Source organism: Cytobacillus oceanisediminis, from assembly GCF_004366035.1.
GTDB classification, from domain to species: domain Bacteria; phylum Bacillota; class Bacilli; order Bacillales; family Cytobacillaceae; genus Cytobacillus; species Cytobacillus oceanisediminis_C.
In genome coordinates this window covers 30107-56179 of sequence record NZ_SOEE01000013.1, presented here as the reverse complement: position 1 = coordinate 56179, position 26073 = coordinate 30107, and the positions used below count along the sequence as shown (strand labels likewise).

Annotated in this window: 24 protein-coding genes; 23 read left to right on the top strand and 1 reads right to left on the bottom strand. The window is 34.8% G+C overall.

All coding sequences use genetic code 11. From position 1 onward, the window contains the following. Window positions 1-29 precede the first annotated feature (29 nt). The 14 genes from DFO72_RS24895 to DFO72_RS24835 all read left to right on the top strand — a co-directional run bounded on the left by DFO72_RS24895 (window position 30) and on the right by DFO72_RS24835 (window position 14720). Window positions 30-1109, top strand: a complete 1080-nt coding sequence (locus tag DFO72_RS24895; protein WP_113884977.1) for an EpsG family protein — start codon at window positions 30-32, stop codon at window positions 1107-1109. A 19-nt stretch (window positions 1110-1128) separates the two neighbouring features. Continuing rightward, complete coding sequence (locus DFO72_RS24890) at window positions 1129-2295, top strand: glycosyltransferase family 1 protein (RefSeq protein WP_113884976.1); 1167 nt, start codon at window positions 1129-1131, stop codon at window positions 2293-2295. Next, on the top strand, window positions 2292-3494 hold the full coding sequence (locus tag DFO72_RS24885; RefSeq protein WP_113884975.1) for a glycosyltransferase: 1203 nt from the start codon (window positions 2292-2294) through the stop codon (window positions 3492-3494). Before DFO72_RS24890 ends, DFO72_RS24885 begins: the two co-directional genes overlap by 4 nt. A gap of 17 nt (window positions 3495-3511) precedes the next feature. Next, window positions 3512-4603, top strand: coding sequence for a UDP-glucose 4-epimerase GalE (gene galE, locus DFO72_RS24880; RefSeq protein ID WP_113884974.1), 1092 nt, complete (start codon window positions 3512-3514; stop codon window positions 4601-4603). Window positions 4604-4612: 9 nt separating this feature from the next. Next, the gene (locus tag DFO72_RS29715) at window positions 4613-4780 is read left to right on the top strand and encodes a hypothetical protein (protein ID WP_019383208.1); all 168 of its coding nucleotides are present in this window, start codon (window positions 4613-4615) and stop codon (window positions 4778-4780) included. A 3-nt stretch (window positions 4781-4783) separates the two neighbouring features. Further along, on the top strand, window positions 4784-5398 hold the full coding sequence (locus tag DFO72_RS24875) for a sugar transferase (protein WP_279587086.1): 615 nt from the start codon (window positions 4784-4786) through the stop codon (window positions 5396-5398). Further along, the gene (locus DFO72_RS24870) at window positions 5395-6039 is read left to right on the top strand and encodes an acetyltransferase (RefSeq protein WP_113884973.1); all 645 of its coding nucleotides are present in this window, start codon (window positions 5395-5397) and stop codon (window positions 6037-6039) included. The genes DFO72_RS24875 and DFO72_RS24870 overlap by 4 nt, the downstream gene beginning before the upstream one ends. After that, window positions 6040-7203 carry an aminotransferase class I/II-fold pyridoxal phosphate-dependent enzyme gene (locus DFO72_RS24865; RefSeq protein WP_113884972.1) on the top strand — a complete coding sequence of 388 codons (1164 nt, stop codon included), beginning with the start codon at window positions 6040-6042 and terminating at the stop codon, window positions 7201-7203. Between the two features lie 50 nt (window positions 7204-7253). Continuing rightward, the gene (locus DFO72_RS24860) at window positions 7254-7607 is read left to right on the top strand and encodes an XRE family transcriptional regulator (RefSeq protein WP_019383212.1); all 354 of its coding nucleotides are present in this window, start codon (window positions 7254-7256) and stop codon (window positions 7605-7607) included. Window positions 7608-7634: 27 nt separating this feature from the next. Beyond that, window positions 7635-8699 carry a glycosyltransferase family 2 protein gene (locus DFO72_RS24855; RefSeq protein WP_019383213.1) on the top strand — a complete coding sequence of 355 codons (1065 nt, stop codon included), beginning with the start codon at window positions 7635-7637 and terminating at the stop codon, window positions 8697-8699. After that, a complete protein-coding gene (locus tag DFO72_RS24850) occupies window positions 8684-10096 on the top strand; it encodes a hypothetical protein (protein ID WP_113884971.1) in 1413 nt (470 codons plus the stop codon). Before DFO72_RS24855 ends, DFO72_RS24850 begins: the two co-directional genes overlap by 16 nt. A gap of 3 nt (window positions 10097-10099) precedes the next feature. After that, entirely contained in the window at window positions 10100-11293 is a 1194-nt protein-coding gene (locus DFO72_RS24845; protein WP_208326898.1) for a glycosyltransferase, read from the top strand. Between the two features lie 17 nt (window positions 11294-11310). Continuing rightward, on the top strand, window positions 11311-12489 hold the full coding sequence (locus tag DFO72_RS24840) for a glycosyltransferase (protein WP_113884970.1): 1179 nt from the start codon (window positions 11311-11313) through the stop codon (window positions 12487-12489). Between the two features lie 695 nt (window positions 12490-13184). Then, complete coding sequence (locus tag DFO72_RS24835) at window positions 13185-14720, top strand: oligosaccharide flippase family protein (RefSeq protein ID WP_113884969.1); 1536 nt, start codon at window positions 13185-13187, stop codon at window positions 14718-14720. Window positions 14721-14823: 103 nt separating this feature from the next. Here the strand turns inward: DFO72_RS24835 and DFO72_RS24830 are convergent, their stop codons facing one another. Further along, on the bottom strand, window positions 14824-16881 hold the full coding sequence (locus DFO72_RS24830; RefSeq protein WP_113884968.1) for a right-handed parallel beta-helix repeat-containing protein: 2058 nt from the start codon (window positions 16879-16881) through the stop codon (window positions 14824-14826). Between the two features lie 663 nt (window positions 16882-17544). Between DFO72_RS24830 and DFO72_RS24825 the strand changes: the two genes are divergently transcribed. From DFO72_RS24825 to DFO72_RS24785, 9 genes are all read left to right on the top strand, one after another. Continuing rightward, window positions 17545-19707 (top strand): right-handed parallel beta-helix repeat-containing protein, encoded by a 2163-nt coding sequence (locus DFO72_RS24825; RefSeq protein WP_243856273.1) that lies wholly within the window; start codon window positions 17545-17547, stop codon window positions 19705-19707. 146 nt (window positions 19708-19853) lie between these two features. Continuing rightward, window positions 19854-20108 carry a hypothetical protein gene (locus DFO72_RS24820; RefSeq protein WP_113884966.1) on the top strand — a complete coding sequence of 85 codons (255 nt, stop codon included), beginning with the start codon at window positions 19854-19856 and terminating at the stop codon, window positions 20106-20108. A 309-nt stretch (window positions 20109-20417) separates the two neighbouring features. Then, window positions 20418-20864, top strand: a complete 447-nt coding sequence (locus DFO72_RS24815; RefSeq protein ID WP_113884965.1) for a VanZ family protein — start codon at window positions 20418-20420, stop codon at window positions 20862-20864. A gap of 227 nt (window positions 20865-21091) precedes the next feature. Continuing rightward, window positions 21092-21334 carry a hypothetical protein gene (locus tag DFO72_RS24810; protein WP_113884964.1) on the top strand — a complete coding sequence of 81 codons (243 nt, stop codon included), beginning with the start codon at window positions 21092-21094 and terminating at the stop codon, window positions 21332-21334. A 66-nt stretch (window positions 21335-21400) separates the two neighbouring features. Beyond that, window positions 21401-22183: a hypothetical protein gene (locus tag DFO72_RS24805; protein ID WP_243856272.1), complete on the top strand. Its 783-nt coding sequence runs from the start codon at window positions 21401-21403 to the stop codon at window positions 22181-22183. Next, window positions 22183-22446 carry a PqqD family protein gene (locus tag DFO72_RS24800; protein WP_113884962.1) on the top strand — a complete coding sequence of 88 codons (264 nt, stop codon included), beginning with the start codon at window positions 22183-22185 and terminating at the stop codon, window positions 22444-22446. Before DFO72_RS24805 ends, DFO72_RS24800 begins: the two co-directional genes overlap by 1 nt. Then, window positions 22436-22891: a S24/S26 family peptidase gene (locus tag DFO72_RS24795; RefSeq protein WP_113884961.1), complete on the top strand. Its 456-nt coding sequence runs from the start codon at window positions 22436-22438 to the stop codon at window positions 22889-22891. Before DFO72_RS24800 ends, DFO72_RS24795 begins: the two co-directional genes overlap by 11 nt. A gap of 20 nt (window positions 22892-22911) precedes the next feature. Beyond that, a complete protein-coding gene (locus DFO72_RS24790; protein WP_113884960.1) occupies window positions 22912-24723 on the top strand; it encodes an ABC transporter ATP-binding protein in 1812 nt (603 codons plus the stop codon). A 24-nt stretch (window positions 24724-24747) separates the two neighbouring features. Then, the gene (locus tag DFO72_RS24785; protein ID WP_113884959.1) at window positions 24748-25749 is read left to right on the top strand and encodes a nucleotidyltransferase family protein; all 1002 of its coding nucleotides are present in this window, start codon (window positions 24748-24750) and stop codon (window positions 25747-25749) included. The last annotated feature ends 324 nt before the right edge of the window (window positions 25750-26073 follow it).

Below are 26073 nucleotides of genomic sequence, written 5' to 3'. Positions count from 1 at the left end.
TGGGTATCTTTTTTGAAAGGATAGGTAAAATGACGTTTTTATGGATCAATCTTACTATCGTTTTTATTTGTTCTTTCTTAGCAAGATACTTCTCGAAACCAGTGTTATCATTTGGAGCCATCGCACCTTTAAAACTCAACAAAATCATGCTGTTAGGAGTTTTGTTTTCACTAATAATGGTATCAGGTCTTAGATCAAACATAGGTGATACATATTTTTATAAACATATTTATGAAATGAATGATTTTACTTGGGACTACATAGCTTCTCAGAAAGATATCGGATTCGGAATACTCCAGATGTTTTTGAAGCTGTACTCCGATGACCCTCAAGTTATGATTCTAACTACTGCCTTAATTACAAATGTCCTTATTGTTTCTGTTCTCTCAAAGTATTCGAGGTTATTTGAACTCAGCACCTATGTATATATTACAGGCGGATTATTTCTAGTATCCATGAATGGAATAAGGCAAGTACTGGCTGCTGCGATTATTTTCACAGGTACAAAGTATTTAATAAATGGAAATTGGCTTATGTATTTTTTAATTGTACTCCTGGCTTCAACTTTTCATCAAAGTGCATTAGTTCTAATACCCATATACTTTTTAGTAAGATATAAAGCCTGGTCCAAAGCCACCTATATTCTCCTGTTTTTTTCGATTGTAATCGTCATCGGATTTGATCAATTTTCATCCCTTTTATTTTCAGCAATAGAAGATACGCAATATGGCCATTATTCTAATTTTCAAGAAGGCGGTGCCAATGTCATAAGGGTTGCAGTAGATGCTGCACCTCTTTTGATAGCATACCTGGGAAGAGACAAGTTAAGAGAAATATTCCCAAGTGGCGATTATATAGTAAATATGGCTTTAATCGGTTTTGTTTTTATGATTATTTCAACACAAAATTGGATTTTCGCCAGGTTTTCAATCTATTTCAGTTTGTATCAATTAATTCTCATTTCATGGATTGTAAAACTGTTTCATAAGAAAGAACAGAGATTTGTATATTATGCATTATTAATTTGTTATTTTTTATATTTCTTTTATGAAAATGTTGTCAGTTTAAACATTATATATAAAAGTGACTTTCTTGATAAATTACTTTAAAGGGAATGGGGGGAAGAGAATGAATAAGTTAGAACATCCGGTTAGAATCTTGCACATTGTCAGTTCAATGGGGCGAGGCGGAGCGGAAAGCCTTATCATGAATATTTATCGAATGATTGACCGTTCAGAAATTCAATTTGATTTTATTACGCATAGCAAGGGAGAAGAAGACTATGATGAAGAAATTAAATTGATGGGCGGGAGAATATATCCGATCGCCAGCTTGGGGGCTTCTGGCCCAATAAACTACATGAAAAGTTTAGTTAAAATTATGTCGGCAAACAATTATGCTGCAATCCACGCCCACACCGATTATCAAAGCGGTTTTCCTGCATTAGCAGCAAAGCTATGTGGAATAAGTACGAGAATTTGCCATTCGCATAGTAATAACTGGCTAAAAAATAGTAGTTTTAAAGAAAGGTTCGTTCTCAGAGGATTGCAAACGATGATTAAGCTTTCAGCTACTAAATATTGCAGCTGCAGTGAAGAAGCGGCCAAATTTTTATTTGGAAAGAAAAATGTATCAAAAGTACAAATCCTGAAAAACGGAATTAATGTAAATGAGTATACCAATATCGGTACTAGTTCTCGAATACAAGTTCTGGAGGAATTACATTTACCCGAGACTGCAAAATTAATAGGCCATGTAGGGCGGTTTTCAGAATCAAAGAATCATATTTTTATATTAAAAGTTTTAAAAAAGCTGCTGGAAACGGATCCTAGTTTCATAGCATTATTAATAGGCGATGGGCCTCTAAGGAAAGTGATTGAAGAGAAAGCAGAAAGAATGGGGCTGAGCGAGAATATCAAATTTTTGGGAGTGCGGACTGATATACCAAGGCTAATGAAATCATTTGATATTTTCGTTTTTCCTTCACTTTTTGAGGGATTTGGCATTGTAATGCTGGAAGCACAGAGCACAGGAACACCATGTATTGCCTCTACTTCTGTTCCAAAAAGTACAGATATGGAATTGGGGTTAGTACAATACCTTGACTTAGGTGATAACTTGGATAGCTGGGTTGATGCAGTTAAAGAAACTGTTAAAGCAAAAAGACCAAGCAAACAGGCAATAATAAATAACTTTACTAAGCTTGGATTTAATATCTATGAGAGCATAAATGATTGGCTGGGCTTGTATGAAATGAAAGGGTATGACTTGAGATACGGCCGGGGTTTTACATAATGAAGAAAAAGATATTAATTTCTTCTTTTGATTTGGCCATTGGCGGTGTAGAAAGAAGTTTGATAGGTTTACTAAATCATATTGATTACAGCAGATATGATGTAGATCTCATGCTGTTTAAACAGGAAGGAGAATTTCTTCCCCTTCTTCCATCAGGCCCCAATTTGCTGCCTGAAGTTCCGCAGTATACTACATTCAGGAAGTCGATAAGCCAAATTGTGAAGGAAGGGAATTATTCGATTGGTTTTTCCCGGCTATTAGCAAAAACGCTTAGCTCCATACATGGAAAAGTAAAGAGAGTAGATGAACCAGGATATTTAACCATTCAGTATGGATGGGAGCTGACAAATCCTTTTTTGCCAAAATTAAATATAGAATATGATGCGGCCATTGGATTCCTGTGGCCGCATCACTTTATAGGACAAAAAGTTAAGGCGAAGAAACGGATCGGATGGATTCATACAGATTACTCTAATATTTATTTAAATCCAGATATAGAAAAACGCATGTGGGATAAGGTAGATGATATCGTAGCGGTCTCGGAGGAGTGTTCAAAAACATTTTTGAATCATTTTCCGGATTGCACAAAGAAAACAACCGTCATAGAGAACATCCTATCGTCCCAATTTGTCAGGCAGCAAGCTGATGAGGATGTAACAGGAGAAATAAAGACCAACCCTGGAAGAACCATTCTTCTGACAGTAGGACGCCTTTCACATGCAAAAGGCTTGGATAATGCTATAAAAGCATGCAGGAAATTGATTAATGATGGATATGATATTGAATGGCATGTGGTGGGGTATGGCTCTCATGAAACTGAGTTAAAAAACTTAATTAACGAATTAGATCTTCACAATCGATTCTTCTTATTAGGGAAAAAGGTTAATCCTTATCCTTACATCAAGGCATGCGATATTTATGTTCAGCCATCCAGATATGAAGGGAAGGCGGTCACAATACGTGAAGCGCAGATTTTGGGGAAACCTGTAGTTTTAACCAACTTTCCAACGGCAAAAAGCCAGGCCCAAGATGGTGTTGATGCGTTGATCACTCCACTCAATATTGAGGGAATTGTAAATGGGATTAAAGGATTAATAGATAACAAACAACTGAGAGAAAGACTGATCTCAAATACTAGAGAAAAAGATTATGGCAATGAAAAAGAAGTCGAGAAATTATATAAACTAATTGAGGCTTAGGGCGGGGAGGTTGTAGAATGACTATTCTAGTCACTGGCGGTGCCGGCTATATCGGCAGTCATACTTGTGTAGAACTATTAAAAGCGGGTTATGATGTTGCGGTGGTTGACAACTTTGTTAACAGTAAGCCGGAAGCACTGAAGAGAGTTCAGGATATAACAGGGAAGACTTTTAAGATTTTTAACATTGATTTGCTTGATGAGGAAAAGCTTGAAACAGTATTCATAAATAATAATATTGAAGCAGTTATCCATTTTGCTGGTTTAAAAGCAGTAGGTGAATCGGTTCATTTACCGCTTAAGTATTTTCACAATAACATCACAAGTACAGTAACTCTATGTAAGGTAATGCAAAAGTACGGAGTGAAAAATCTGGTCTTTAGTTCATCAGCAACGGTTTATGGGACGCCAGAAAAGGTCCCGATTGATGAAGATTCACCAATGTATGCAACCAATCCATATGGCCGGACGAAATTAATGATAGAAGAAATGCTTGGGGATCTATATAAATCAGATAACAGCTGGAGTATCGCCCTATTAAGATATTTTAATCCAATTGGCGCACATGAGAGTGGATTGATTGGAGAAGATCCTAACGGAATTCCCAATAATTTAATGCCTTATATTACTCAGGTAGCAGTTGGGAAACTAAAGGAATTGAGTGTCTATGGAAGCGGCTATCCGACAAAAGATGGAACTGGGATAAGAGATTATATTCATGTGGTTGATCTTGCAAAGGGCCATTTAAAAGCACTTGAAAAAGTGGCAGCTGCAACTGGAATTGACGCCTATAATATTGGAACTGGAAATGGCTATAGCGTGTTGGAAATGGTTAGAGCTTTTGAAGAGGCTTCTGGTGTTAATATATCTTATAAAATTACAGACCCACGACCTGGAGATGTCGCCATTTGTTATGCAGACCCTGCTAAAGCCCATCATGAACTAGGATGGAGGGCAGAAAAGGGAATTGAAGAGATGTGTAAGGATTCCTGGAGATGGCAATTCTGTAATCCTAATGGATACGAAACAAAAAATAAAATGGAATTGGGAGAAAATCCTCGCTTAATTACTAAAAGCGAGGATTTTTCTATAGAAAGCTTAGTAAAGTGAGGAGTAGTAATGAGCTTATCCAGAAAAATTTCGCAGGAGCAGCTAAAGGAATTACTAGAAGATGTTTATAAAAAGGTAAATCAATCAGAGTACATCAAAACGGAAGAAGTTTTGGATGAAATACAAGATAGAATTCGCATCTTTATTGGAACACCAGAAAACACTTGGGAGTTGTAGACTTTGAAAAGGATGTTTGATCTTTCTGCATCTACTCTGCTGCTTATAATTTTTTTTCCAGTAATTTTAGCATGTGGATTATTAATAAAAATGAAATTAGGCAGTCCAATCCTGTTCAAACAAGAAAGACCGGGGTTAAACGGCAAACCTTTTTATTTATATAAATTCCGAAGTATGACAGAGGAAAGAAATGACAAGGGTCATATGCTCCCCGATCACATCAGGCTGACCTCATTTGGGGAATTTTTAAGAAGATACAGCCTGGATGAGCTGCCTCAGCTTATAAACGTTATCAAAGGAGATCTTAGTTTGGTCGGTCCCCGTCCACTATTAATGGAATATCTGCCATTATACACATCAGAGCAAGCGAAGCGTCACATTGTCAGGCCTGGTATAACCGGCTGGGCTCAAGTGAACGGACGCAACGCATTAAGCTGGGAGGAAAAGTTTGAGCATGATGTGTGGTATGTAAACAACCGAAACCTGCTGCTGGATCTAAAGATATTGATATTAACCATTAAAAAAGTCATCAATTCTGAAGGGGTTAATCAGCCAGGAAATGCGACTATGGAAAGTTTTAAAGGTTCAAAGTCTACTTTGAAAGAGGGAAATGGATGAAATTAGCCATAATTGGCCAAGGCGGACATAGCAAAGTTATTGAGGACCTTATTTCGTTAAATCACAACCATAAAATTGTTGCCTATCTGGATGATAAATATGAAGAATTACACATGAAACAGGAAATTTTTTATGGCCCCATTTTATCTGCCATTACACTAATAGATTTCTTCGGAGAATTGAAATTCGTAATAGCAATTGGAAATAACAAGGTTCGAAGTTTAATTTCTGAAAGTCTCCAGCTTTCCAAAGAGAATTATGCAACACTTATCCATCCTGCTGCTATCATTAGCCAACGAGCAAAAATAGATCACGGTACAGTTATAATGGCTGGTTCTGTCATTAATGCTGGGGCCCATATTGGTGCCCATACCATTATTAACACCGGTGCTATTGTAGAACATGACAATATGCTGGGAGATTTTGTTCATATTTCTCCAAATGCAACATTAACTGGGACTGTTCATATCGAGGATGGCGTACATGTTGGTGCTGGAGCAACCATTATTCCAGGGATGGCAATTGGAGAATGGTCAGTTATTGGGGCAGGAGCAACTGTTATCAGTAATATCCCTTCCCATTCTACCGCTGTAGGAGTTCCAGCTATAGTGAAAACAAAACAAGTGATTGAAGGTGTATAAATGATCCATACATCAAATAAAAGCCGAATTTACCTTTCGCCGCCTCATTTATCCGGCAATGAGATTAAGTATATCCAGGAAGCGATCGACACTAATTGGATCGCGCCGCTTGGACCTAATGTAGATGCTTTTGAAAAAGAAATAGCTCAGTATACAGGAGCCAATGAAGCAGTAGCTGTAAGTTCAGGAACAGCCGCGATTCATTTGGCTCTTTCTTTATTAGATGTAAAAAAAGGTGATACTGTCTTTTGTTCTTCACTTACTTTTGTAGCGAGTGCCAATCCGATTTTATATCAAGGAGCAGAGCCCGTCTTTATTGACTCGGAGCCGGAAACCTGGAACATGTCCCCGGAAGCGCTTGAAAGAGCATTTGTCGAGGCAGTCAGAGAAAGAAGGCTGCCAAAAGCAGTGATTGTTGTCAATTTATACGGGCAGAGCGCGAAGATGGGTGAGATTCTAGCTATCTGTCATAGTTACGATGTCCCCATAATTGAAGATGCTGCTGAATCCCTTGGTTCGAGCTATAAAGGAAAGCTTAGTGGAACTTTTGGGAAATACGGGATTTTTTCATTTAACGGGAATAAAATTATCACTACATCAGGTGGAGGAATGCTCATTTCAAATGATGCAGAGTCTTTGAAAAAAGCACGTTTCCTAGCTACTCAGTCAAGAGATCCAGCACCTCATTATCAGCATAGTGAAATTGGCTACAATTATAGGATGAGCAATATTCTAGCGGGAATTGGCCGTGGCCAGATGGGGGTTTTAGATGAAAGAGTAATTGCCCGAAGATCAATATTCTCCCAATATTATAAAGAGCTTTCTCATCTGCCGGGTCTTCATTTTATGCCGGAGCTGAAAAATACATTCTCAAATCGCTGGCTCACCGCATTAACAATAGATGAGCAGGCAGCTGGTGTCTCATCAAGTACACTCTTGGAAGCTTTAAATGATGAAAATATTGAAGCCAGGCCAGTTTGGAAACCACTGCATCTGCAGCCGTTATTTAAAGATGTGCAATATTACTCTCATAAAATAGATCAAAGTGTGTCAGATGAATTATTTCTATCGGGCATATGCCTGCCTTCAGGATCGAATTTATCTGAAGAAGAACTGTTACGGGTAACTGAATGTATTAAAAGTACAATGAAAGTAAAGGTGTAGACCTAAACCAAACCCAAACCCAAACCCTAGGGATAAAAGAGGTATCAAGAATGATAGGAAAAAATATATATGAAATTCGCAGAAGAAGAGGTCTAACCTTAACAGAGCTTGCAGACCGGGCAGGAATAGCAAAGTCTTATTTGAGCAATATTGAAAGAAATCTGAATAAAAATCCTTCTGTAAATGTAATGGAAAAGCTGGCTTTGGTTTTGGATGTTGAGCTTAAGGAATTATTGAACACAGAGAAACCGAACGAGTCCCAAACTGACCAACTTGACAAGGAATGGGTGGAATTTGTGAATGAGTTAAAGCATTCAGGAATTGATAAAGGTCAAATTCAAGAATATAAAACACTGCTTGAATTTATCAAATGGCAAAATAAACAGGATATAGGAAACAAATGATTTTCCAAAAAAAGTAGGCGGTCCAATATGTCAGAGAAAGTAAGTGTTGTGGTTCCAGTATATAAGGTAGAAAAATATCTTAATAGATGTGTGAACAGTATACTAAACCAAACTTATACCAACTTAGAAATTATATTAGTGAATGATGGCTCTCCAGATTATTGTGGAGAAATGATCGATTCTTATGCAGCCAAAGACAGCAGGATCATCACCGTTCACAAGGAAAACGGAGGGTTATCAGACGCAAGAAATGCCGGAATGGAACATGTAACAGGTAACTATACTATGTTCGTTGATAGTGATGATTGGCTAGAAGTTGCGATGATTGAAAAGTTAATGAATGCAATTACAAAGTATCAAGCTGATGTTGTACAATCAGCTTTTTATTATGCCTATGAAGAATATTTGCTATACGACAACCGTTATTATTCAATTAAAGATTCGCCTGTTATCTTGAACAATAAGAGTCTTATGTTCGAGTTGGTTAAAAATGAAAAAGTAAAAAACTTTGCCTGGGGGAAGCTTTATAAAACGGAGCTGATCAAAGATCTGCCTTTTAAAAAAGGAGTATTGTTTGAAGATGTGTTTTGGGCGCATATAGTGATGCAGCGGGTAAATACGTATGTTATATTGCATCAGCCGCTATACTACTATTTGCAGCGAAAGGATAGTATTGTTGCGATGTACACTTCAAGGAATTTGGATATTTTAAGAGGGTTAAAGGTGAGACACAAATTTATAGAGCAGTATTACCCCGAATTAATTAATGAATCTCTTAAAACGATCTTAAGAACAAGTATTATTCATTACAACTTTCTACTTTTGAATTGGAAAAAAGATAAATTAGGGTTACATAAAAATGAAATTTATTCTTATATAAAAAACAATTACATTCAATTTACTATGGCAGTGAAAGGTGATAAACAGGTGGAGAAGCAATTAAAACTTTTTATTTTCCATCCATATTTAAATATTTCTTATTTAATATTCAAAAGGGTCTTAAGAAGGCTAAATATCCTTCCACGACCACTAGGGATGAAAAGAGTCCAACCCTTAAATACCAGTGGGGTGCCAAAATGGAGGAAATCATAGATTTATCAAAAAACAAGCTTATAACTCACAAATTAAATAAAAACAGAGTAAATTTATCAGGCCAGAATAGCCTGGAAGTATTAGAAATGGATCCATGGAAGTTAATTGATCATAGAAGGTTTGATATAGTAGCGAAATATATTTATGCATGGTTTAAAGAAAAGGACTTGAAAAGTACCTGGGGGAAAGAAATTTATGATAACCATTTGTGGGTTTTTAATCAGTACGATGAAGATGACGGGTTCAGGAAAAAAGGGATCAACGCTTTCATAAAGTCTTTCGATGTTACATTAGAATCAGTTAAAGAAAATGGATTTAACGACAGTATATCTTTAATACCTATTAGTAAGAATAATTCTCCACTAGATGGTGCCCACCGTTTAACAGCTACTTTACTTTATAACCAAAAGGTGAAAGTTGTAAGACTAGAGCAAGGTGATGTTAATTATAATTACGAATTCTTTAAGAGCAGAGGGCTTCTTCCAAAATGGTGTGACGCTATTGCATATGAATATTGCAAGTTAAAAAGGAATACTTTCATTGTGACTGTATTTCCGAATTCAACTTATGTTAAAGAAGAGGTAAAAGAATTATTGCGAAAATATGGGAATGTTTTCTATGAGAAAGAAGTTGATCTAAATAAAAAAGGAGTAAGTAATCTACTAAGTCAATATTGGAAAGAAAAGGAATTAGTGGTATATCCCCAAGAAGAGTATAGGGAAAGTAATTTACTTCATGTTTTTATTTTTGAAACTAATGATGATATAGGTTATAGGAGACTAATGGAAGTGATTCAAAGTGAAGTAGGTATGAGTTTAAGTAATTCTCAAGAAGAAACTATTAGGCTTGCTCAAGTTTTTCTAAACAGAAATACTATTCATTTTTTAAATAATGCTTGTCCCATTAGGAATCAATTGTTTGAAGATGCCTTTGAACAATACAAAAAGATTCTTAATGGACAAAAAAAAAGTGATAATTTCTGTTTAGTCTCAGATGCAGTTAGGACCATTTACGGAGTAAATGATTCTATTAAATTAGTTTATATCTATAGGGAAACTCATAACTGTGACGCAATTCACAATTTACTGAAAAGAGGCTTTCATAAAAGTTTGAATTCAGCTTATGAAGAAAGCATTGATGATATTATTTATAATCCAGAGAATCACTTTTATTATCAGGGGATGAAAGTTGCAACTCTAAAAATTGCAAAGAAAATTAAAAAAGATAGCAATAATTATGTAGATTGGTTCGCTGTTCTTCTTGAAAGTATTGGTAAATCACTATATAGCTTTGATAAAGAGATGATAAAATACAACATAATAAAAAAGAGCAAAATACTTCGTTTAAAATTTGGTGCTTTTCGAATGAAATCTTTGCAAGTAATAAAGAGGTGGTGAAAAATGATGAAAAAAAAGTTATTGTTTGTTATTGATTCTTTGGATTGTGCAGGTGCAGAAAAAAGCCTTGTTACATTACTATCATTACTAGATTACTCCAAATATTCCGTAGATCTAATGCTTTTTGGGCATGGCGGAATTCTCGAAAATCTAGTTCCTAAAGAAGTCACCATATTAGATCCATTAAAATACACTACCTTCACCTCTCTAAGTTTTCCGAAAGCAATAATACATTCTGCCAAGAGCTTAGACTCAAAAATGATTTCTGCAAGATTTAAATACTCACTGCGAATCCGTAAAAGACAATATAGAAATTCTCAAAAGGCACGAATTTTTTGGGAGAGTGTATCGAGGGTTATAGAGACTAACCCTATAGAATATGACATTGCTATCAGTTATGCACAGGGGGTTCCAACTTTTTATGTGGCTGAAAAAGTGAAGGCTAAGAAAAAATTTGCCTGGGTAAATGTCAGCTATCATTTAGATGAAAAAGAGAGGAAGTTTCAAAAACAGTATTATGATAATTATGACAAGGTAGTTGCGGTCTCTGAATCAACAAAAGCAGTATTTATTAAAACTTTCCCAGAATATGATAGCAAAATTGAAGTAGTCTATGATATTAATAACCCCGATTTAATTTTAGATATGTCTGAAATGGATTCAGGTTTTATGGATGAATATGATGGAATCAGAATTCTTACAATTGGAAGATTTGACAAGCAAAAAGGTTATGATATTGCCCTTGAAGCTTGTAAAAAATTAAAGGAAAAAGGTATTAAATTCAAGTGGTATGCTTTAGGAAAAGGTCCCTTAAAAGATGAAATTGCAGCTAAAATAAATGAGTACAAACTAGCTGACACCTTTTTATTATTAGGAGTTAAAGCTAATCCATATCCTTATATCAAAGCCTCCGATATTTATGTACAAACTTCTAGGTTTGAAGGATTTGGTCTTGCAATTGCGGAAGCACGAATCCTTAATGTACCAGTGGTAACAACAAGGTTTGATGCTGTATATAATCAAATGGTGGATGGTAAAAATGGTTTAGTTGTTGAAATGGAACCCGCCGCCGTATGTGAGGGGATCTTAAAATTATTAAATGATAGGGCCTTAAATAATGAAATTACTAATTATCTAAGGAATGAGAAAAAAGGAAATATTGAGGAAATTAATAAGTTTTATCGTTTAATAGGATAAGCAAGAGAGGTTAGGTAATGAAGAAAAGTGTACTGTTTATGATTATAAATATGAATGTGGGTGGAACTGAAAAAGCATTACTAAATATGATATCAGAAATGCCTAGGGAGAAATTTGAAATAACTTTGTTAATGCTAGAAAAGTATGGTGGTTTTCTCGATTCTATTCCTAGTTATGTAAAGGTTGAATATTTAAAGGGTTATGACAAAATAAAGCAACATATTAAACAACCTATGCATATAACCGCTCTTGAATTTTTAAAGAAGGGAAAGTTCTTAAAAGGATTTATAATAATTTTTTTGTTAATAATATCAAAGATAACTAAAGAAAAAAGTTTATATTATAGATACATTTTACATGGTTATCCAGTATTAAAAAATCAATATGATACTGCAGTAGCTTATGCGGGCCCTATGGATCTCATAAGCTATTTCATTGCTAATAAAATTAGAGCGAAGAGGAAGATACAATGGATTCATTTTGATGTTAATAAAATTGGTTTTAATACTAAGTTTGCTTCTAAAATATACGTGAAATTCGACAAAATCTTTGTAGTATCTAAAGAAGCAAGAAAAAAATTAATTAATAAAGTTCCGGATCTTCAAGACAAAAGTGAAGTCTTTAACAATATAATCTCTCCTGGCATGATTTTTGATGAAGCTAAAAAAGGTAAAGGATTTACAGATCATTTTGATGGTTTACGAATATTAACTGTGGGAAGATTATCTACTGAAAAAGGTCAAGATGTAGCGATAAAGGTGTTATCAAGGTTAATAACTCATGGATTTAAGGTGAAATGGTATTGCTTGGGGGAAGGGAGTTCTCGGGAAGCATATGAGAATTTAATAGAAGAGTACAACTTAAAAGATCATTTTATTTTATTAGGTGCAGATCCCAATCCATATCCCTATATAAAACATTGTGATATTTATGTTCAACCCTCCCGACACGAAGGTTATTGTATAACACTTGCTGAAGCTAGGTTTCTAAAAAAGCCTATAGTCACTACTGATTTTGTAGGAGCGACAGAGCAAATTAGGGATGGAAAGACTGGGTTAATTGTAAGATTTGATGAAAATGAAATCTTTAATGGGGTTATCAACTTAATTAATAACAAAGATTTATGTACAGAATTCTCCAATAACCTTTCAAGGGACGACTTTGTACATGCAACTGAAATAAAAAAGTTATTATAGTCTTTTTTAAAACGTCATAAGAAACATAAGGTTACAGAAGAGATAGGGAAGAATGAAGAAGGTTATGATTGTAACTAGAAGAATGATATTGGGGATGGTATAGAAAAGGCATTGATTTCCATGCTTGGACAGATATCCAAAGATAAATGATGAACTGTTTTGGTTATTGGCGTTGGTGGAGAGTTAGTTGGAAGACGAGATTCCATTACATGTAAAGTTAAAGTGTTTAAATGGTGATGGAAAATCTACTGTATAAAAAATTTGGAAAAAGGTGAAAGTTGGTAATGTTATTGATGCGTTGGAGCTAGGTTGGTATACATTTCTATCTAAAAAGGTTAGTAGTGTATTTAATCAAGAAATTACCACTTAGTATTTATTGTCTACCAGGTCCCAGCATCATTCCCAGTATTGTATGTAATTAATAAAATAAAAGCAAAATCAAAGGTTACACGGATCCATAATGACGTTTCTCATTATGAAACAGCATTGAGCCGTTATAAAGAGTACTATGCAAAAAATATGACAAAACATAAATTTGATGAATATGAAATCTATAATGATGAAGGAAATTGATAAAAGATAAAGCCATATTTAATAAGTTTATTAATAACTTAAAAAATGAAAATTAACACTGTTGAAGAGATGAAAGAATAATTTGATTGTATTGGATAAATAAATGGTTAGAAGGTTATAGAATGAAAAGCCAACTTAAAGCGGGTGCCATATTATCATATTTAGCATTGTTTATTAATAGCGTAATCTCAATTCTATATACCCCTATTATGTTAAGTCTTCTTGGTCAATCTGAGTATGGATTATATAGTTTGGCTAGCGCTGCTGCAGGATATGTAGGTGTTCTGAATTTTGGATTAGGCAATGCATTAATCCGATATACGGCAAAATATAAGGCCCTAAATGATGAAAAAGGGTGCTCTACTTTGTATGGTTTGTTCTTTATTATGTATGGTGTCTTAGGTGTTTTAGCCTTAGTAGTGGGGATTATGCTGACAATAAATGCAGATTTAATATTTTCTAACTCATTAAGTATTAAGGAACTTAACAAACTTAAAATAATTTTGGGAATAATGGTTGCAAACATATCTATAGGTATTGGTTTTGGGATGTTTAGTGTTATTATCTTAGCACATGAAAAGTTTATTTTTCAAAAAATGACTGTAATAATTAGTTCTCTAATAAATCCTATTATAGTGTTACCACTGTTATTAATGGGATATGGCTCAATAACAATGGCTTTGGTAACTACATTAATAAATTGTTTAACGGTTATGATAAATATGTACTTTTGCTTTAAAAAAATAAAAGTCAGAATAGTTTTTGAAAAAATCGAAAAGGGATTATTTAAAGATATTATAATATTTTCATCTTATATTTTCTTAAATCTAGTTATTGGACAACTGTATTGGTCAACTGATCAGGTGATTCTTGGAATTTACAGCGGTACGGTTGCAGTTTCAGTTTATGCGATAGGTGCATCTTTCACTGGGTATTTTTCGGGCTTTTCTTCAGCTATCTCTAATGTATTTCTCACCAAGGTATCAACAATGGTAACTAAAGATGCGACCAATAACGAATTATCAGACTTATTTATTAGAGTGGGAAGAGTTCAGTATATTATCATTTCGTTTGCGTTAAGTGGTTTTATTGTATTTGGACAGGAGTTTATTCTCTTATGGGTAGGTAATGATTATAATCAATCATATACAATAGCCATTATAATTCTTATTCCTATGTTAGTATCATTAATCCAAGGGATGGGCGGAATTATCCTCCAAGCAAAAAATATGCAGGGATTTAAATCAGTAGTTAATTTCTCTGTAGCAATCGTTAATGTAATTTTAAGCATCATTTTTGTTCAAAAGTGGGGGGCTATTGGTTGCGCTATTGCAACGGCGATTTCTTTTACTTTAGGAAATATAATTATTATGAATGTATATTATTGGAAAAAAATCCAATTAGACATTCTTAAATATTGGATCAATATTTTGTCTATGAGTACACCTGCTGCAATTAGTATTTTGTATTGTATTACACTTAATAATCTAATTATTGCTAGCAATTGGATTGTATTGTTTATAAAAATTTTGATCTTTTCTATGACGTATATTTTTGTAATGTGGTTTACTAGCTTGAACAAATACGAAAAAGATTTATTAATTGTTCCTGTTAAAAGGGTAACACAAAGGCTAAAGGTCAAAGACAGTATTTTGTGAAAAAGATTATGAAGAAATAATTGTAAAATCAATTCATAATTAATAAAGTAAAATGTAAACAAATTGACTATCGACATTGAGCAGATAGTCAATTAATTAATTCTTAATTAAGATTATGAACAGAATCAATAATATTATCGAGCTTGATATGATTGTCATGCAATTGAATTTTTGCTTTTTTTAGGATATTGTCCTTGAAAACTAGAGGAATAGTAGGGGAACTATCAGCTTTAACAGCTATCATGTTGTTTTTTGAGATAAAAGTATTATCAGTAAAAACAATTGAATCTGCTGATGTAGTATTACGAATGTCTATCATAGAATTACTGCTTCCATTTGGATAATAGAATGTATTATCTGAAAGGTGGAAAGTTCCCCAACTTCCATTTAAGAAGAAGACATTATCAGAATTTGAAAGGTTCAAAAAGAAACAATTGCATATCATAAAGAATTCAAGTTTTGCTGCTGGACCCATATAAAACAAGGGATATGAATTCCACTCAAAATAGCAATTATTAAATTTATAATTTGTAAGATCTTCACTAGATAATTCTCCTAGCCTTCCACTATTAATGAACTTACAGTTTGAATACACACCCGGTGGTAATCGTGTAATACGATTTTCCCTATGCTTTATGTTTATAAAAGAAACATTATTTAAAATCCAATCATGAGTCCCTACAGGTACTACTGTAAAAGCTTCTACCCCACTGCCTTCAAAAACTGAATCTGAGATGCTTTGGGGCTCTGTACTAAATATTAGCGGTGCGCCAGGGTTGGTTGATGCAGCATAAAAATCATCATCGTATAAAAATTTACTATTGTTTACTTGGGCTACATAGGCTTTTTGTTTACTGAAGTTTAGTGGACTATTATGAAAGAGGCAATTATTAATGGCAGCTTCTGCACGGCCAAGAAGTAGTGTTCTGCAGCCGTATAGATGGTTATTTGAGAACAGTGTATCTCCTTCAAGACGAGGACCACAATTATGAAAATAATTTTTCTCAACAATTGCTTTGTTTACTCCAGAATTAATTGTGAATATTCCAGATTGAATCCTATTATTAGTAATGTTAATATGCTTTCCTGATACAGCAATAATATTATAACTGTTGTTGTCGTATATATTATTTCCATCAATAAAAATATATTGGTTTAGATCATATCCATCTTCTATATCAATTGCTCCAGCAGGTGCAGTGCCGCTGATATGATGTATTTCACATCCGCTTATATAACAATGTTTCATTCCAGTAATAGCTATTCCTAATCTGCGACAATGATGAAGGTTGCATTTTTCAATATAAATATGTTTCGGGAACTCTGGAGTTCGAATTAGTATTGTAGTTCCAGAAGCTGAAGGAACGGTGGATTGATGTAATGTGACCTTGGCATAGCTTGCTGCTGTTGGAACCTCTATTTCATCAAAGAAATGAAGGTCGGTCGTTGAGGATAAAAAGCTATCATCGCTCTTATAAAAGACTACATCATAAGTGTTAGTTGTAATTTCACTCCCTATACCTCCGAAGCTGTCACCGTATAGCCCGAAGTAACCGAGATTTCTTATTTGAGGTATCATTGGTATATTTACTTTTGAACGGATTCGATTTGGATTGGTTGTCAAAGAGCCATTTGACGTATTAATTCCGCCAGATTCCATATTCCCTGCAAGTTTAGGAAAGCTGCCGCCGATAGCTCCGAACGAGGTAATGCCCAAAATTGCATCTCCAGTAGTATTAAAGATTTCTAAGTTATCAATAGTAATATATTGAACTCCGTGTCTTAGTTCAACACCTACACCAAATTCATGAGTACCTCCACCTGCATAATTATGGGTATAACGGTCACCTTCAACTTTTCCGTTAGTTATTCTAGAGTATTGTTGTTTATTATGAAAAAGGATTATTGCATATTTTGGCAAGCTATTGTCTCTTATTCTTAAAGTAGCGCCACCTAAGTTTATAGTCATGAAGCTTAAAGGTTTGATGGGATTATTCTCATCAATCAAATAGATACCATTCGGTAAAACAACTTCTGAATAATTTTGCTGGGATGCCCATATAATAGCATCATTTATTCCTTTAGAAGTATTAACAGCATCAGTTCCGTCGTTTTTTACATTCCAACGATCCAATTCAACCAAATAAGTGCCTACAGGCATAAATGATCACATATTGTTAATTGACCTTTAATTTTAGCCTTATTCATTATATACATAACACACTTCCTCTTCTTCATGATATTACCCCCATTAAAATTTTTAAAAATAGGTAGATGATTTATATAGATTACTTCTTAATAAAATATTATTCAAAATAATAGAAAAAGTAAGGGCTAATTGAGTACATTAAATTTATTATTTTTCTGTAGGGTCTTCAATAAGTGCAAAAAGCATTTTCTTCTTTAAGATAATAAAATAACGCTTAATGATAAGAAATGTCACAAGGAATAATCCACCTGTAATCTTAGAAATCTTATTTATTCCCAATCCATTCTTGCAAGGAAGGGGAATAATATAAGAACAGATTTATTTTTTTCAAATGTCATTGGATTTACACTACAATCCATGAAATTCCCTCTTCCGGCATCCTGCTTTATTGCCGGTTTTCAATTCAAAAACCTTCAAACCTTTTAATAATGACTTTAATCTAAATAGAAAATATATAACCTTTTTATACTCTTTTGTTAAGAACAATTAAAAGTGTGACTAGAATTATATTGAAGAGGGTAATCTCGTTAAAAAAATTTAAAATTTGGCTATTTTGTGATGAGTGGTTCGATTAAATATTACTCCAATTAGAAATGATGGGAACGAAGGAGTGATATGATGACCAAGTGGATAATTTTAACTGTTGGAGCATTGATTTTAATGACAGGATCTATTGCGACGGCAGATATAGGTAACAAGCAGATAATCAAAACTCAAAATAACTATTCAATGAACAGACCGGTTTATGAATTAGAACTTAGTCGATGGGGTGTTTATAACGATGGAACTCATCCACTAGAAACTACAAATGGAATCAACGCAGCTCTAAAATGGGCAAAGAAAAATAATTATAAAACCTTCAAAATTCCTGATGGAACCTACCTCATTGCAAAAGGAACAAAACAAGATGACCCGGATGCAAGGATTAATTTGGTTAGTGATATGGATTTTTTATTAAGTAAAAATACGGTACTACAAAAAGAAACAAACCAATTTGAGATCTATTCCGTTCTGTATCTTGGGCCAAACGTTCAAAGTGTTACTGTCAAAGGTGGTACATACCGTGGTGACAGGGATACACATGATTTTTCAAAAAAAGGTCCGGATACTGGTGGAACTCATGAATGGGGTTATGGGATTCAGGTAGCTGGCGCAGAAAATATTGTGATAGATGACGTGAAGCTTGAGAAATTTACAGGGGATGGCATTATTGTAACAGCTACCACTGTGACAGGGTCGACCATTTCTGAAGAATCTTTAGAAATAGGTGGAATTAATGATGAGGGTACACCTGTAGAGGCCGAAGGGAAAATCCGTACCAATAATCGAGCGGTTACTCATTTTGAAAACGCTTCTTATGAAAAATATCGAAATATTTATTTTTGGCTGCCGGAAGGAATTAACTCAGGTAGCAAAGCAGACGTCTATTATTACAGGAAAGACGGAAGCTTTATTAGGGCAGATAAACAAATTCGATTTTACTCAGGAGAGTCGGTTTTTCCAAAAGATGCTGATTATTTTCGTGCAGTCTTTGAAGCACCATCTATTAAGAAAGTAAAAATAAGCAGGATGACTGTCGATATCTCTAAAAACGTTACTATTAAAAATTCTGATATCGGTTATAACAGAAGGCAGGGTATCAGTCTGGTTGGATCAGACGGAGTGAAGATTTATAACAATCATATACACCATACAGGCGGAACAGCTCCTCAAAGCGGACTTGATATAGAGCCTGGATTTTTTCCTGGCAGGGATACCATTATTAAAGATAATCACTTTACAGACAATAAAATTCAAATCGTGCTTGCATATGGAGAAAATGCAGTGATTGAAGGTAACCACTTCGAACAATCATTGGAAGGGGCAGTAGGTGTTCATGTACATAAAGGATTTAGAGGAGATGTGATTGTAAAGGAAAATACTTTTAATGGATCAGGGCTTACAGTAAATTCAGAGAATGCAATAGTTGATCAAAATAAGTTTACAAAAAGTGAAGTTAAACTGCTTGGTAAAAATATTTCATTTAGTAATGCGACTATGGCTAATGCTATGCTGAATATTGGCTATAAAGAAGGTCAAAAGATAGAAAATATTGAGATGAAGCAAAGTGGTGCCAATTTGGGAGCGCTATTTATCTGGGATGCTCCTGTTCATATGAAAGATGTAACTATACATGCAAATTCGAAGAATAAGGGCATTATTCAGGGGGCTGGAAACAATAAAAGTGTCTATGACGATTTAGTTGTGAAAGGTGAGAAGTATAATGGTACGATACTTCCCGCTGGAGAGTATAACAGATGCACCTTTGAAGCAGGTACGCTTGAAATTAATCGAGAAGGGAAATATGTTTTGAATGAATGCACAGTTAAAAATCCAAGCAGCCTTTTTAATGTGAACAATTTATATGGTAATCCAGAAGTGACTATTAAAGATTCCTTATTAGAAGTTACAGAAAACATCGGATATGGTGCTGCTATTTATGTTCAAGGAGCAGGGAAGTTTGAACTCTTCAATAATGAGATCATGGCGAAAAATAACACAGAGAATACACCATTAATTAAGTTAGGACCATATGGATCTTCAAAGCCGACTAAAATATTTAATGCGTTGATAAAAGGCAATGAGATCCATACGAAAACCGCTATTTCAGGTGTACACACATTAAATGCAGGGACAGATGCCCCAGCATATGGAGTGACTGATAATAAATTATTTAATGCAACTTTGGAACTAACTTCAAAGGAAATTAATGAGGAAAATAAATTAATCACAAAGTAAGATCCGTAGGGCAGTTTTAGCACAAAGTTCTTGTTCTCGGGGAATATGTTTTCGAGGGCCCGAGCCAAAAAAGGGCATTGGGCTTAGTAAGATCATTAGAATGTGACGTAATTAAAGGAAATGCGGACGAATGGGTGGTCCGCGGGGTGAGGGAGAGAGAAGTTCCTAGTCAAGTTTTGGGGATGATGAACAAAGAACGAGATTGGACATGTTCCAAATTAGGTGGTGTTGATATCGAATATCTCAAAAATCTGCCCTCAGAATTAAAGTTAGAATTTGATGGGGAAAGAATTCATGCTTTCCATGCTACTCCCGAAATGATACCTCAATCATCAAGTGATGAAGCAATAAATGAAAAGTTGATGGTTAAAGAAGCTGATATCTATCCTCATATCAAATAAGCCTTATATCAGATATATTAATGGCAAGTGCATAATTGATATTGGAAGCGTAGGATTACCCTTCGACGGTCTTAGTAAAGCATCTTATTGTATTGGGGAAATAAATAATGGAAGGTATCAGACTTCAATTGTAAGAGTTGATTTTAATGTAAATAAAGTTATTGAACAGTATAAAGAAAATAATTATCCAAATGCCGAAAAGATGACAGGTATTATTCTTAGTAGTAAAATATAATATTTTTTCACAAAATACTTATTGGGTTTTTTAAATTCCCTTAAGACTTAACCCATTATAATAGCAGGTGAAGCATGGTAATTATAAGGTGTTTTCTTTTAATTCTACCCTTTTTGTATATGGGTATTATTTGGCTGCAGTCGAGCCATTTTAACCCTGAGTCTGTTTTTGCATTATCAAGCCTTTTGGATGTGAACGTTATTTTGTTATTAGGAATATTATTTGAGCTAGCCCACTTTTTTGAATTCGGTTTGCTTTATTTGTTGCTCATAATGTCTTTCCTAACTTTTGGGAAACTGAACAGTACAAAGGAAATTCTGGCTGCCAGTTTAGCCCTAGCTTATGGGTTAATAGATGAGATTCATCAGATGTATGTTCCATTTAGATCTTTTTCTTATTTTGATTTGTTTAAAAACTGTATTGGCGTATGGGTGGTTTCATATATTGTTCATAGGTGTTATTTTATTAGAAAAAACTCTCGATCTGGAGCTGTCCTAAGGAAAAATCACAAAACAAGATAAAAATAATACGGCCGTATAAACTATCAGTAGTAGTCAGACAATGGATCAATTATTTTTAAAACTTCTAATCGTAGCATGCTGAGTATTAATGAGTAATTTGTCGAAAAAATGTTCTTTAAAAAGAACGAATAGTACTTTATAATTAACCATTGCTAATATTTTTTAATTCTTGTTTAAAGAACGCTAAGAAGCAATCGATTTTCTAAAAAAATACTGGAGTTGATTAAATGAAAACACTGGATTGCCATGAAAAAAAAGAAAATACTCGCCCAATGGTTTTAAGCCATCAACCAATTCGTTTTGAAACAGCCCATAGCTGGAATAAAGGGGTTGGGAACAAGAATCCTAATGGAAATGGCAATGGAGGAATTAATTATCCTAATGACCCTAGGCCTCAAAAACCTGGAACAGGACCCGGTTCAGGTAATGGTGGGGGTAACGGAAATGGAAAAGGTAGAGGAAGTAATTAATTATTTTAAATAAGAGGTGAGTCTAGGTTATCCCCTCTTTATTTATATCTAAGGAGTTTCGTAATTATGGATTTACTTTATGCGAAAGTCGGTGCCCATGAGGTTGAGATATCAACAGAATCAAAAGATTTTAAGAATTTCATTCAAAGGAACTTCAGTATTTTCAAGGGGAAAACAAGTGATCCAGACATAAAAATAACTATAAAGAAGGGGTTTGGAGAGCCATTTGTTAACTACCATGTTGAAGTTTCCAAGCATGAAGAAAAGATACTTTTCCGGCGTGCTGACTATCTAATTGAGACAGTATTCGACTACAGATATTCTGTTATTTATGCTCATAATGAATTTGCGTTAAAGCACGCGATAACAAATTTATACAGCTCCTTCATCGTCTACCACAACTGGGGTCTCTTAATCCATTCTTCCTGTGCCATTGAAAATGGTAAAGCTCATATTTTTTCTGGCCAATCAGGCGCAGGAAAGTCAACGGCAGCAAAACTGTCTGCGCCAAGAGAACTGCTTTCTGATGAGGCAACCATTTTAATGATTGATGATGGAAAAGTAACTGTCTTTGATTCCCCCTTTAGAAGTGAGTTGCAGGCAACCGGAACCAATAAAACAGTTCCACTAGCAAGCATACAGCTTTTACACCAGTCTTTACATAATAATAGAATGAACCTAAAAAAGTCTGATGCTCTAATTCAATTATTAGATAAAGTATTCTACTGGGCACATAGCCCAAAAGAAACTAAGCAAGTGATCAAGCTGCTAAATAAATTAGTAGAAACTGTTCCAGTATATGACCCTCATTTTCAAAAAAACAATCGCTTTTGGGAGTTGATTTCTTGATGGCTAGATATGTACAAAAAAGCAGCTATGAGTCAACACATCTGGATAATGAGTGGATTATATTGAATACGGATGACTATACGGTTACTAAGTTAAATGATATAGGAGGATTTTGCTGGTCTTTGCTTGAGGCGGAACAAACATTAGAGTCACTAACACAAGCAGTTGGCCGGGAATACCTTGAAACAAAAGTTAGTGAAAGGGAAATTGAAGAGTTCCTTTCTCAGTTAATGGAATGCGGGCTGGTCAAGTATGCTGTTTGACGAGGAATTGATTGACTTGTTAAAGAGGACAATTCAAAAAGAAGGGTGTATTGACCTTCCTTCTGAAGGAGATAGTATGTACCCGTTAATCCAAAAAGGGGAGATTTGCCGGTTTATCCCTTGTGAACCTTCTTTATTAACTAAGGGGGATATTACTTTATTTTGGGCAGAATCCGGTCAATTAGTTGTCCATCGATTTTACCATGAAGAAATGATTCAAGGCTTCCCTCATTATGTGTTTAAAGGGGATACCAATCTTGGATTTGACCTGCCTGTAAGTAAGGACAGGATTGTCGGGAAGTTGCTTTATGTTCAGAAAGCAAGCCGGAAAGTAAACGTGGAGGACCTGCATGCCTATGCCTGGGGAAAGTTAATTTTGGCGATGCCTGTTTTATCAGGCTTATTAAGGAAGTACTTAAATAAAAGAAAAAGACCACAATTTTAGATTTAATTTGGAGTGTACATATGAATACCACTAAAAGGCAGCGGCTGATCAGGCTTATGAAGGAATATTTTACAATGAAGGATATTTTAAAGACGTTGGCACTACTTAAGCCTTTTATTGTAAAGCATAGGATTGCTTACTTTGTTTTATTTGGGCTATTGGCTGTGGATATTTTCTTGACGATTGCCTTCGCTGCATTTTTCGGAAAAATTGCGGATGCAGCCGTCCAAGCCGACTTTAACCAAATCAAAGAGTTAGTACTAATCGGAATCTGCCTTGTGCTGGTCAGCATTGTTACATCTTTTATGGATATTTACTTTGAAACTGTGGCAACCAACGGCGTTAAAAAGGATCTTAAAAACCATTTGTTTAGCCACATTTTACGTCTGCCTTCAAGTAAAGTATCAAATATGAGGTCAGGAGAAGTCATCTCTCATTTTACGAATGATATACATAGTCTTGATGGAGTGATTGGATATAGTCTTATCAATTTGGTTAGGCTGCCCCTTATTTTTATTGCGGTATTTATTTTTCTTATCCAAATCAATGTAACTCTTTCGCTTCTTAGTTTGTTAATCACCCCTTTTGCTCTTGTGGCTGGGCTGGTGTTTGGCTTGCTGCTTCGCCGGAATAGCAGATTGATACACAGCCTATTCGGAAAAATAAATACTCATATAAACGAGACATTTAATGGCATAGGGGTCATCCGCTCCTTTACCTTAGAAAAATCATCCTTTGAAAAGTTTAAAAGTAAAAATGAAGAGTTATTCAAACTTGAGAAAGAAAACGCCAAACTACAGGGCTGGTTTTATTCAGGGGGGAGTTTAATCAGTTCTGTCACTTTTTATGTTAGCCTTCTCCTTGGTGCCTATTATGTTTCCAAAAACATAATGACTGTCGGGGCACTATTAACCTTTGTAAATCTTGTGAACCATTTGGTTTATCCGCTAACTGGTTTGGCTGGACAGTGGGCAGGGTTTCAGCGTTCGGTTACGGCAGTAGAGAGACTCCTGGATGTCCTCGAGGAACCTGCTGATTCAGAGGAGTTGCCATCTTATTCTGTTTCAAAACCATTGATGCGTTTAATAGAATTTCACGACATCACTTTTAGCTATGATGAAAGTCATAAAGTGTTTGAGGGTTTAAACTTGACCATTCCTGCCGGCAAGGTAATTGCAATTGTCGGGCCAAGCGGCGCTGGGAAAAGTACATTATTTAATCTTCTGCAGAGCTTTTATCAGCCGCAATCAGGTGGAATATACATTGATCAAGTAAGTATGGGAGATATTACTCTATCGAATTTGAGGAGCATAATCTCACATGTTCCACAGGAAACCTTTCTATTTGCGGGGACTTTTCGTGAAAATTTAATGATTGCTAAGCCTGGAATCAGTGAAACGCAAATGGTTTCAGCTGCGAAAGATGCCTATATACATGATTTTATCATGTCGCTTCCTGAAGGTTATGATACCGAAATTGGGGAAAGAGGCGTTAAATTATCTGGAGGGCAAAAGCAACGTTTAGCAATTGCAAGGGCAATATTAAAAAATGCATCTATTTTATTACTGGATGAAGCTACATCTGCCTTGGATAGTGAAACGGAATTCCATGTGAAAGAAGCACTGGGTGACTTAATGAAGGGCCGGACGACACTTATAATTGCACATCGGTTATCAACTGTTGAAAATGCAGATGTCATTATTGTCATGGATCAGGGGAAAATTGTCCAAATGGGATCACATCAGGAATTAATTACTCAGCCAGGGCTTTATCGGATGCTTCATAAAACAAAATTTCAAAGTAAAAAGGCTTCTGCCTTTTCGCTTGCTTAACTGTTTTTGAAAGGATGTATATTTATGAGCATGAGATGGATTCAGGCATTATACGACCCAGGATTTCCACTGCCAGAAAATCCAAACTTTTTTAAGAAGACATTAAAAGATATTAGTCATTTCGGTGTCTCCTCACAAGTTTATTATCTATTAAAACAACAGGGAAAGTTAAAACAAACGCCAGTTTATTTTCAGGAGCGATTGAAGGAGAAGTATGATGAGGCTTTGTATCTAAATCTTTTTATTAAAAGTGAATTAGGAAAAATTCTAAATCGCTTCGATAAGTTTGAGGTGGAGGCTATCCCGTTAAAAGGAATTATCTTTGCCGAGAAATATTTCGGGCATATTGGAGCAAGGGGAACCTCTGACATTGATTTACTGATAAGGCCAAATCAACTTGAAAAAGCCATTAACTCTATAACTTCTTTGGGTTTTATAGTTGAAGAGGAACCTATTCCATTTCATTTCCATTGCAGCTTCAGCAAAAAACTCCCAGGGTCGCAAACTCCATTAACAATTGAATTGCATTGGAATTTGTTAAAGGAGAATTCTTCTTCTCTAAAGATTAATGAATTCTGGGAAAAAGCAAAGCCGCTGCACCCCTTTAGATTTATAAAAGAATTATCGGATTATCATACTTTCTATATGATATGCCTTCATGGATGGCGTCATAATATGGATTCTATTAAATATTTTATAGATATCATTCAAATGATGATTTTTTTAAAAGATCAGATAGAATATGAAACCTTATTTAGGGATGCTAGGAACCATAAGACCCTAAAAAGATTGGTCAGGACATTATCGATTGTATATAAAGAAAATCCATATTTACAAAATGTGAAAATACTCCCGAAAAGGCGACTTAGTTTTTGGCATTTAGATGCTTTTAAAAGGGAAAATGATAAATCTATAAGAAATTACATGGACTTCATTGACTATCAATTTTTTAGCTATGATACTGTTAGGCATAGTTTAAGTGAATTTTTCGAATGGATAAGGTTAACTGATTTAAGAGGTCAATAATTGCAAAAAGATGCAAAGCCTAAAAGGTCTTGCATCTTCTTGTTTTCATGGAGAATAAGGGGCTCGAACCCCTGACCTCAACGCTGCCAGAGGAAAATCTATTAAACAATTGAGTAAAATATGTTCAATTAAAAACCATATCTTTTTTTGAGCAAATGGGTGATTGATATCTAAGAAGGATTATGACTTTTTCTGTAATCTATTTCTCAATGGAAAGTCTATTGAGAAAAATCCCCCTTTCTCAGCAAGCAGATCCTTGATATACAAGACTTTATCAGGGATTGATCCCCTGACCTCACAGATATAAAGTAAATCCCACGACCT